10 protein-coding genes are annotated in these 9,471 nt (G+C 60.3%); all 10 read right to left on the reverse strand.

The features are described from left to right. Positions 1 to 140: 140 nt before the first annotated feature. Entirely contained in the window at positions 141 to 455 is a 315-nt protein-coding gene (locus tag F8J34_RS03575; protein ID WP_297056605.1) for a hypothetical protein, read from the reverse strand. A gap of 4 nt (positions 456 to 459) precedes the next feature. Further along, the gene (gene gatA, locus F8J34_RS03580) at positions 460 to 1,908 is read right to left on the reverse strand and encodes an Asp-tRNA(Asn)/Glu-tRNA(Gln) amidotransferase subunit GatA (RefSeq protein ID WP_297056608.1); all 1,449 of its coding nucleotides are present in this window, start codon (positions 1,906 to 1,908) and stop codon (positions 460 to 462) included. Positions 1,909 to 1,918: 10 nt separating this feature from the next. Next, positions 1,919 to 2,209 (reverse strand): Asp-tRNA(Asn)/Glu-tRNA(Gln) amidotransferase subunit GatC, encoded by a 291-nt coding sequence (gene gatC / locus F8J34_RS03585; protein WP_297056610.1) that lies wholly within the window; start codon positions 2,207 to 2,209, stop codon positions 1,919 to 1,921. Positions 2,210 to 2,283: 74 nt separating this feature from the next. Continuing rightward, on the reverse strand, positions 2,284 to 3,861 hold the full coding sequence (locus F8J34_RS03590; RefSeq protein ID WP_297056612.1) for a methyl-accepting chemotaxis protein: 1,578 nt from the start codon (positions 3,859 to 3,861) through the stop codon (positions 2,284 to 2,286). Positions 3,862 to 3,944: 83 nt separating this feature from the next. Next, positions 3,945 to 5,267, reverse strand: a complete 1,323-nt coding sequence (locus F8J34_RS03595; protein ID WP_297056614.1) for a thiamine-phosphate synthase family protein — start codon at positions 5,265 to 5,267, stop codon at positions 3,945 to 3,947. Positions 5,268 to 5,321: 54 nt separating this feature from the next. Then, entirely contained in the window at positions 5,322 to 6,716 is a 1,395-nt protein-coding gene (gene mnmE, locus F8J34_RS03600) for a tRNA uridine-5-carboxymethylaminomethyl(34) synthesis GTPase MnmE (protein ID WP_297056615.1), read from the reverse strand. After that, a complete protein-coding gene (jag, locus tag F8J34_RS03605) occupies positions 6,713 to 7,369 on the reverse strand; it encodes an RNA-binding cell elongation regulator Jag/EloR (RefSeq protein ID WP_297056617.1) in 657 nt (218 codons plus the stop codon). Before jag ends, mnmE begins: the two co-directional genes overlap by 4 nt. 5 nt (positions 7,370 to 7,374) lie before the next feature. Further along, positions 7,375 to 8,988, reverse strand: a complete 1,614-nt coding sequence (gene yidC / locus F8J34_RS03610; RefSeq protein ID WP_297056619.1) for a membrane protein insertase YidC — start codon at positions 8,986 to 8,988, stop codon at positions 7,375 to 7,377. Next, positions 8,988 to 9,215 (reverse strand): membrane protein insertion efficiency factor YidD, encoded by a 228-nt coding sequence (gene yidD, locus F8J34_RS03615; protein ID WP_297056621.1) that lies wholly within the window; start codon positions 9,213 to 9,215, stop codon positions 8,988 to 8,990. The genes yidC and yidD overlap by 1 nt, the downstream gene beginning before the upstream one ends. Then, on the reverse strand, positions 9,209 to 9,471 hold a 263-nt coding region (gene rnpA, locus F8J34_RS03620; RefSeq protein WP_297056623.1), incomplete at its 5' end, for a ribonuclease P protein component. The genes yidD and rnpA, both read right to left, overlap by 7 nt.

The following is a 9,471-nucleotide window of genomic DNA, read 5'->3' on the forward strand; positions in this document are numbered from 1 at the left end:
TTCGATCACCGCAGCGATCTGAGGGGCGGATATCGTTTCGTCGCCGATCATCTGGGTAAGTTTGGCCACGATGGGGGGAAGGGTGGGGAGACCCTGAAGTCCCCGGAGTTTCTTTTTTATCTCCCTCCGCTTCTCGTCTATCATTCCCTTACCTCGGTGGCTTGGGCCTGGAGAAAGGCCCGCAGGGTCTCCTTGACCTCCTTAAGGAAAGGATGCCGGCTTCGGGCAAACCGTTCCTCAAGCTCCCGGAGTTCCTCTTCCAGCGATTTTTCCCAGGGAAAAACCACCGGTTTTCCTTTTACCGTAACAAAACGTACCCCCATCTTCCCGAAACGTTCAATGAGTTCGGAGGAAAGGACCGTCCCTTGCGGGCAGAGGACCCTTCCTTTTTCATCCTTGACCTCTTCGGCAGTAACCATCCCCGGCTTAAGGTATCCCAGGGGCAAACGCTGCACCTATCTACTCCAGAGGGGGTTTAAGGTCCAGGGTCAGGGCTGCCTCCAGGGCCCGGCCGAAGGCCAGGACCAGAGCATCGGCCAGCTGCGGCCCGATCACCTGAAGGTTTACCGGGAGGCGATTTTCGGTAAACCCCACCGGAAGACTGAGGCCCGGAAGCCCGGCCATGTTTACCGGAATAGTGTAAATGTCCGAGAGATACATCTTAAGAGGATCGTCGGTCTTTTCCCCCAGTCTGAAGGCCGGCGTGGGGCTGGCCGGCATGAGGATGAGATCCGCCTGGCGAAAGGCCTCCTCAAAGTCCCGAATGATCAGGGTGCGCACCTGGGAGGCCTTGCGATAAAAGGCTTCGTAGTATCCCGCCGAAAGGGCATAGGTGCCCAGCATGATCCGCCGCTTTACTTCCGCCCCGAAGCCCTGGGAACGGGTCTTTTTGTACATATCTATGAGATCCCGCCCCGGGGCCCGGAACCCGTATTTTACCCCGTCGTAGCGAGCCAGATTGGAACTGGCCTCGGCCGGAGCAATGATGTAGTAGGCCGGAAGGGCGTATTCCAGATGGGGAAGGGAAACCTCCCGGATCTCATGCCCCAGTTTTTCCGCTTCCCGAAGGGCCTCTTCCAGCACCCGGCGCACCTCCGGAGAAAGCCCCTCCCCGAAGGCTTCCTTAGGGATCCCGAGCCGCAGGGAGGAAAGGGGTTTTTCCAGTTCCGCCAGGTAGTCCGGCTGAGGTTCGGGCCAGGAGGTGGTATCCCGTTCGTCTGGACCCCCGATGACCTGGAGAAGAAGCGCGGTATCGGCTACCGTGCGGGTAAGGGGCCCGATCTGATCCAGGGAGGAGGCAAAGGCCACCAGACCGTAACGGGAAACCCGACCGTAGGTGGGCTTAAACCCTACCACCCCGCAGAAGGAGGCCGGCTGACGGATGGACCCTCCGGTGTCTGACCCCAGGGCCCCGGCACAGAGATCCGCCGCCACCGCCGCCGCAGACCCCCCGGAGGAGCCCCCGGGCACCCGCTCGGTGTCCCAGGGATTCCGGGTGGGAAAGAAGGCCGAGTTCTCCGTGGAAGACCCCATGGCAAACTCGTCCAGATTGGTCTTCCCCAGGAGGATAGCCCCCGCGGCCTTGAGCCTCTCTATCACCGTGGCATCATAGGGAGGGACGAAGTTTTCCAGGATTCTCGAGGCACAGGTGGTGCGTACTCCCCGGGTGCAGATGTTGTCTTTGATGGCCAGGGGCACGCCCAGAAGGGGCAGTTCCTCTCCGGCGGAAAGCCTTCGGTCAGCCTCCCGGGCCTGGCGCCGGGCTTCCTCTTCACAGACGGTAAGGTAGGCCTTTATTTGGGGATCCAGACGCCGGATGCGCTCCAGATAGTATTCCACCAGTTCCTGGGCACTTATCTCCCGTCGCCGAAGACTCTCCCGCCATTCCAGCAGCGAGCGATGTTCCATAATCGCCTCCCTAGGATCTTATAACCCGGGGAACCACAAAACTCGAGCCCTCCCGTTCCGGAGCATTGGAGAGGATTTCCTCCGGAGGGAAGGAGGGCCGCACCTGATCCTCCCGGAAACGATTCTCCAGGCGGAGGGCGTTATAGGTGGGCTCCACCCCGGAGGTGTCCACCTCCGAGAGTTTGGCCATGTACTCAAGGATGCCGGACAGCTCACGGGTGAATCGTTCCAGGTCCTCCTCGGAGAATTCCAGTCGGGCGAGATGGGCTACATGCTGAACTTCCTCTTTGGAAATGGCCATGAGGCCCCTCCCTTACCGGAGTTTCTTTCTTTTTTAGCACGACCGGAGGGGCCTCACAAGATTAAACCCGGTGCTTATACCCTGAAGGAGGAAAGGAGTTTTTCCAAATGAATGACGATCTGGTTTAATTCGTCCACTTGAAGTTTGCGGGCCTCCTCCAGGATCTCCTGGCTCAATTTTTCCATCTCCTCGGCCTCCTGAGAGAGTTCCCTGGATTTTTCGGTGATGCGGGTGAGGTTGCTGCTCAGATCGTTTACCACCGTGCTCTGTTCCTCCACTGCGGCAGCCACATTCTGGGCCATATCCGCAATGGCGTTTGCGGCTTCCCGGTTGCGTTCGCTGGCCTGAGATACATTCTCCACCCGGGAGAGGAGTTGTTCCACGGCCTGATTGATCTTTTCCACCAGTTCGGCGGACTGGCGGGCCAGTTCCTTGACCTCGTTGGCCACCACGGCGAACCCCTTGCCGGCCTCCCCGGCCCGGGCGGCCTCGATGGTGGCGTTAAGGGCCAGAAGTTTGGTCTGCTCCGCCACTCCCCCGATGAGGTCGCTCATCTCCCGGATATGCTGGGAGGCCTCCACCAGTTCCGCAGCCACCCGAGCGGTGACCTCGGCGGCCTCCTGCGATTCCCGGGCCCGAAGGCTGGTTTCCTGGGTGTTGCGGGAGATCTCGCTGATGGTGGCGCTCATTTCCTCCATGGCCGCGGCCATGGAAGCGATCTCCTGTTCCAGTTCCGAGGCGAACTCCCGGGCCTTACGGCTCTGGTTCAGGCCCCGCTCCGCTCCCTGCACCGAGACCCCGAAGGCCTCGGCCAGACGGCGGGTTTCTCCGGAAAGTCTCTCCGCCGTCTCCCGCAGATCCCGGATGATACCGTGAATCTTCTCCAGGAAGCGGTTGGTATAGACCGCGGCCTCGTCCAGTTCGGTATTCCCGGTGATGGCCACCCTCTTGGTGAGATCGGCCTCACCCTCGGCAAGATCCTGCATGCGACTCCGATAATCGTGCACATTGCGCCGAAAGACCCGCAGAACGCTGACAAAGACGAAAAGGATAAGACTCAGCCCTAAAAGGGTTATCAGAAGGGCATTGCGCCGGGCCTTGAGACTTCGCTCCCGGCTTTTACCACGGGCCTTTTTATTCAGAAGATCCACATGTTTCATGAACCGGGACGCCTCCTGATCCATGGCCCGAAGCCTTTGTTGCAGAGCCCGGGATTTTTCCTCCTCCGGTGAAGCAAGATAGGCCAGGGCCTCCCTTTCAAAACGGCTGTAATCTTCCCGCAGAATCTTTAGACTCTCGCGTAAACGGGAAAGAAGATTTTCTTCCTCCACCGTATCTCCCCGGGCATCCCGAAGATATTTTTCCAGTTGTCCCAGGTGCCTTTTGAGATTTTCGGAACTTTCCCGAAATTCCATCTTTCCCCCTCCGTCCAGTCGAAGGAGGGCCCGTTGATGTCCTAGGAGGTAAGACACCTGACACATTTCCTTAAGAAGGGGCAGATTGAATTCGGTAAGATCGGCGATGATGGTTTCCTGCTCATCTAAAGCCTTCAGATTTCCCAGAAGCGAAAGGAAGAGAACCCCCAGGGCCACCAGACCCAACCCCCAGATAAGGGTACTAATACGAAAATTTAGTCCTCGGATAGCTGCCATCTCCCGCACCTCCCTCTAAAGATTGACCCTTCCGGGCCTTCCATACTGGATAAGATCGGCAAAATAAAAGTCAAGGTAATGATCTACAAATGTATCTCAAGGAGTCTCAGGGCCAGGGAGACGGCCTCGTGGGGGGTGCGGGCCAGGATGCGGATCATGGGTTCCTTTCCCAGGTCGCCTTCGTCGGCGATGAGGTCCGGGACGAAGCCCAGGCGCCGGCAGACAGTGGTGACCGCCCAGGAGAGGGTGCCTCCCTCGCGGCGTTTGACCTCCTCGGGTTCCTCGGTGCGGGAGAACCGGGCCACCCGCAGGCCCAGGGCCTCGGCCCGTCTCAGGAATTCTTCCGCATAGCGGATGTTCATGGCCGCGCGTCTTGCAGGGTCAAAGCGCAGGGCCGAAAGCACGATGCGGGCCACGTGGCTCGAGGCCCCGAAACGGGGGCAGCCCACCGGGCGGGCGGAGTCCCCGTAGGCCACGATGCGCCCGGGAAAGGCCGCCACCTCCTCCACCCTTCGGGCCAGGGGCAGGGCGTAGGCCAGGTTGGTCTGGACCTCGGGGATGAGCGGGCGCACCGGATGCCGGCAAAATTCCTCCGCAGCTTCCTCCAGGGCCTCAAGCACCCGGCGCCCCTCGGAAAGACGTTCCACAAGAATCGAGGGCTCCGGAGCCGTAGCTCCTTTCACCTCGGCCCGGAGAAGCCCCAGGGTCAAAAATTCTTCCGCTCGGGTCACGGCCTCAACCAGCGAAAGCCCCTGGCAGAGGAAGCCGGCCACCGCCGAAGCCAGAAAACAACCCGTGCCCCGGAAATCCCTCGGGACCCTGTCTCGCTCGAAAGTCCGGAGGGTTTCTCCCTCCCCGAGGAAGTCCCTTATCCGGGGGCCCCCGGTATGTCCTCCCTTAAGAAGGACCGCCGGAGGCCCCAGGGCCTGAAGCTCACGGACGGCTTCGGGTTCTTCCCCTCTCCGGATCGGCCTTCCGAGAAAGGCCTCGGCCTCGGGAAGATTGGGGGTAAAAAGGGTTACCCTGGGCAGGAGCTCCCTCCTGATGGCCGGAACCAGGTCTCTTTCCGCCAGGGGGAGGCCGCTTGAAGCCGAAAGCACCGGGTCCAGAATCACCGTTCCCGAAAATTCGGAAAGGATGCGGGATAGGACCAGAACATTTTCCACGGTGCCGAGCATGCCTATCTTGATAACCTTTACCGAGAGACCGGAGAGGACGGCCGGAAGGGCCTCACGGAGGTAGTCCCCGGAAACCCCCTGCCAGGAGAGGGCCTTTTCCGGGGTCTGTACGGTCAGGGCGGTGGGTACACCCGTGGCATAGACCCCCAGGATGGAGAGCACCCGGAGGTCCATGGCCAGCCCCGCGGCCCCGCTCGGATCGATTCCGGCCACCACCAGTACCGCCATCTTCCCTTGCAGGCTAGCCCGGAGGCTACCGAAGGTCAAGGAGTTTTCGGAGATCTATTTTCCGATACAGAAGGTGGAGAAGATTCGGTCTAGAAGGTCCTCGGTGGTCACCTCCCCGGTAATTTCTCCCAGGGCCGAGAGGGCCTCCCGCAACTCCACCGCCAGGAGCTCCGGGAGGGGTTCCTTTTTCTCCAGGAGGGCGAGGGCCCGGCGAGTGGCCTCCGCGGCCCTTTCCAGGGCCGCTTTCTGTCGCAGGTTGGGAGCCACCTCCGGGGGTTCGGCCGGGCCGTGACCGATGACCGTTTCAAAGATCCGGCGGGAAAGTTCGGAAAGCCCGGTCCCCTTAAGGGCGGAGATATACACGGGGTTCGCCGGCAGGGCTTTCTTCCAGGCCGAAAGGGTATCCGGGGAAGCGATGTCGATCTTGTTTACGGCCACCACGTGGGGGCGCTTGCGGATCTCCTGGTAGAGGCGGAGATCCTCCTCCCGGGGGGCCTGGCTGCCGTCCACTAGGAAGATCACCACGTCTGCGGCCTCCAGTTTTTCCCGGGCCTTGCGCACCCCGATGGCCTCCACCTCATCGCCGGTTTCCCGCAGCCCGGCGGTGTCCATCAGTCTTACCGGAAGACCGGCGATCTGAGCCGTCTCCTCGATCACGTCCCGGGTAGTGCCGGGGATCGGGGTCACGATGGCTCGTTCCTCCCGCAGCAGGGCATTGAGCAGGCTGGATTTACCCACATTGGGGCGTCCGGCCAGGACCACGGCGATGCCTTCCCGAAAGAGTTTCCCCTCTCCGGAGGCCCGGATGAGTTCCTCAAGCGGCGTAAGCACCTCTTTTCGGAGCCGCTCCCGGGTTTCCTCCGGGGAGAGGATCTCCAGGTCCTCCTCCGGGAAGTCCACCGCCGCCTCGGTAAGGGCCAGGAGATGGAGCAGGGTCTCCCGGATCCGCCGGATCTTTTCGGACAGACCCCCGGAGAGTTGCCGCAGGGCCAGACGCAGGGCGGTATCGGAGCGGGCGGAGATGATCTCCTGTACGGCTTCGGCCTGAGCCAGATCCAGACGTCCGTTGAGAAAGGCCCTGAGGGTGAATTCTCCGGGCTCGGCCGGACGGGCTCCGGCCCGAAAGACCAGTTCCAGAATGCGGGTGAGGACCCGGTAGCCGCTATGGGCATGGATTTCCGCCACGTCTTCGCGGGTATAGCTTCGGGGGGCCCGCATGAGTACCACCAGCACCTCATCCACCGGCTCGCCGGTATCCGGATCCACGATATGGCCGTAATAAAAACGATGGGACTCGAAGTGCTCTCTGGGCCGGGCCGGGCGAAAAAGACGCCGCAGGATCCCCTCCGCTTCCCGCCCGCTGATCTTGATGACCCCTATGGCTCCCGGACCGGGAGGAGTGGCGATGGCGGCAATGGTATCCTCGGTCCGGGTGTGGGCCGGGGTCATTTTTTCTTACGCGGACGTTCGTGGGCGGGATGCACCACTACATGGCGACGTTCGCCCTGCCCGGCGCTGCGGGTCTGGATGTCCTTGCGTCCCCGGAGGGTCATGTGGATCAGGCGGCGTTCCCGGGCGCTCATGGGAGGCAGGGCCACGGGTTTTCCGGTGCGTTTGGCCTTCTCCGCCGCCTCCAGGGCCATACGACGCAGTTCCTCCTCACGCCTTTCCCGGAACCCCTCCACATCCACCACGATCTTGGGCCCCACGCCCAGCCTGCGGGCCACCACCTTGTTCACCAGGAATTCCAAGGCCTCGATGGCCGCACCCCCGTTTTGGGTGAAGATGGAGGAATCCTCGCCGGCAAGGTTGACCACCACATGGTCCGCAGCCAGTTCCACCTGGGGCTCGATCCGGAGTTCTCCGGAAAGAAAAAGCTCTTTCAGGAACATTATCGCCCGGTTGGCCCGTTCGGAAAGGATCTTTTCCGGCTTGAGTCGAACCTTGATTCGGGCCTTTTTGGCCCCCAGACCGAAAAGCCCGGCCGAGCCGTGTTCCAGAATCTCCACCTCCAGATCTTCGGGCAGACATCCCATAACCCGGCAAGCCTCTTCAATGGCCTGATCCACGCTCTTGGCTTCGAAAATGCGTTCCTCGGTCATCCTCCTCACCTCGCATGAAGTTTATTGATCATAACTTGCTGTGCAATGGAAAGCAGGTTGTTTACCAGCCAGTATAACACCAGGCCCGAGGGAAAATTGACAAATAATACCGTAAATACCACCGGCATAATAAGCATAAGACGGGCCTGGGTGGGATCAAGGGAGGTGGGAGAAAGTTTCTGCTGTACATACATGGAGACCCCCATCAGGATGGTGAGCACCGGAAGACCGTGAAGATAGGGGATATCAAAGCCCACAGGCAGCCGATCCGGTGCCGAAAGGTCGTTTATCCAGGCAAAAAAGGGCGCATGACGTAGCTCAATGGCCTGGAGCAAGACCTTGTAAAGGGCAAAGAAGACCGGAATCTGGATGAGCATGGGCAGACACCCGGAGAAAGGATTGATCTTATAGGTGCGATAGACCTGCATGAGTTCGCGATTCAGGGCCTGGGGGTCGTCTTTGTATTTCTCGCGCAGACGCTGGATCAGGGGTTGAATCTCCTGCATCTTCTTCATGCTCTTGTAGCTCAGGTGATTGAGCGGCCAGAAGATGATGCGGATCAGTACGGTGACCAGAATGATGGCCAGGCCGTAGTTGCCCACAAACCGATGGAAGAACTTGAGGGCCCAGAGGAGGGGTTTGGCTATGGGATCAAAAAAGCCGAAATGAAGGGCCGCCGGTAGCCCTCGCCCCACCGCCTTGAGGTCTTCCATCTTTTTGGGGCCGAAATAGACCCCGAAACGAAACTCCCGGCTCCCTCCGGGAGGGAGGGTGAATTCCGGAGACCACAGGATCACCTCCTGAACCTGATCCGCAAGCCGGCGCATGGTGAGACGCCAGTTGAGGTTCTCCTCCGGAAGAAGGGCCAGCAGAAAATAGGCGTCCTCATAACCCACCCAGGAGAGGGGCCCCGCGTATTCCCGATGGCCCTTCTTGATCTTCACTTCCTCCAGGTGTTTTCCATCGAAATAGGCCGGGCCCTTAAATACATAACGGGTGCTTCGACAGAAAGGAGCCCCCACCAGGCGCAGGAGCAGACGTTCCCGCACCGCTTCTTTCTTCTGGTTCTTGACCCTTACCGTAAGCTCAAAGAAGTAATTCTTTCCCCTGAAGGTGAGACTCTTGCTCAGGAGAAGCGGATAGGAATAGGCCGGCTGGAAGCTGAGGGTTTCCTCCTCTCCCCCGGAGAGCTTCCAGATCGTCTTCTGCGGCCCCCGATAGGGCAGGATGGCCAGCTCGGGCCTTTCCGGGACATAGATCTCTATGGGGAGACCCTGTTTGGGAGCGGAGACGAGCTGGATCAGGGGGGAATCCGGGCGAGGATCCCGGCGGTATTTCTTGAGTTCGAAACTCTTGAACCGGGCTCCGGCCTCGGTAATCACCGCTCGAAAACTTTCCGTATCCACGGTGATTTCCCGCACCCGGGAAAGCTTTACCGGGATTTCGCGGGAAATTCGGGAGGCCCCGGCCACCGTTTTCGCCTGCCGGGAAGCCTCCTTTTTCGTTACTTGAGGGGAGGAGGGCCGGGTTTCCGGAGCGAAATGGGAGGCATACCAGAGATGGAAGGCCAGCAGAATGATTACCGAAAGGACTATGGCCAGAAGGGCTCGTGTTTCCATTAGCTCTTTCCTCCTTGCGGGACAGGATCATAGCCTCCGGGATGGAGGGGGTGGCAGCGAAGGATCCGCCGCAGGGCCAGCCATCCCCCGTGCACCGGACCGAACCTCCTCAGTGCTTCCTCGGCATAACGACTGCAACTGGGGTAAAAACGGCAGCCCCCGGGTAGCCAGGGCGAGAGCAGGAGCCGATAGACCTTTAGGCCGAGGATCAGAAACCTGGTCAGCATCTTTTTCCGAAGGCCCGGGCCAGTTCCCGCGCCAGTTCTTCAGGCCTCAAGCGCAGGATTTCCCTCCGGGGAATGAATACCAGGTCGCAACCCGGAGGAAAGAGGTCTTTATTCCGTCGAAAGACCTCCCTCAACCGGCGCTTGATCCGGTTACGCACCACCGCTTTACCCACCTTTTTAGATACCGCAAAACCGATTCGCCGAAAGGGGAGTCCGTTAGGGGCATACACCACGCGCAGATAGGGGAGATCCATCC

This window comes from Thermosulfurimonas sp., from assembly GCF_015491435.1.
In the GTDB taxonomy this organism is placed as follows: domain Bacteria; phylum Desulfobacterota; class Thermodesulfobacteria; order Thermodesulfobacteriales; family Thermodesulfobacteriaceae; genus Thermosulfurimonas_A.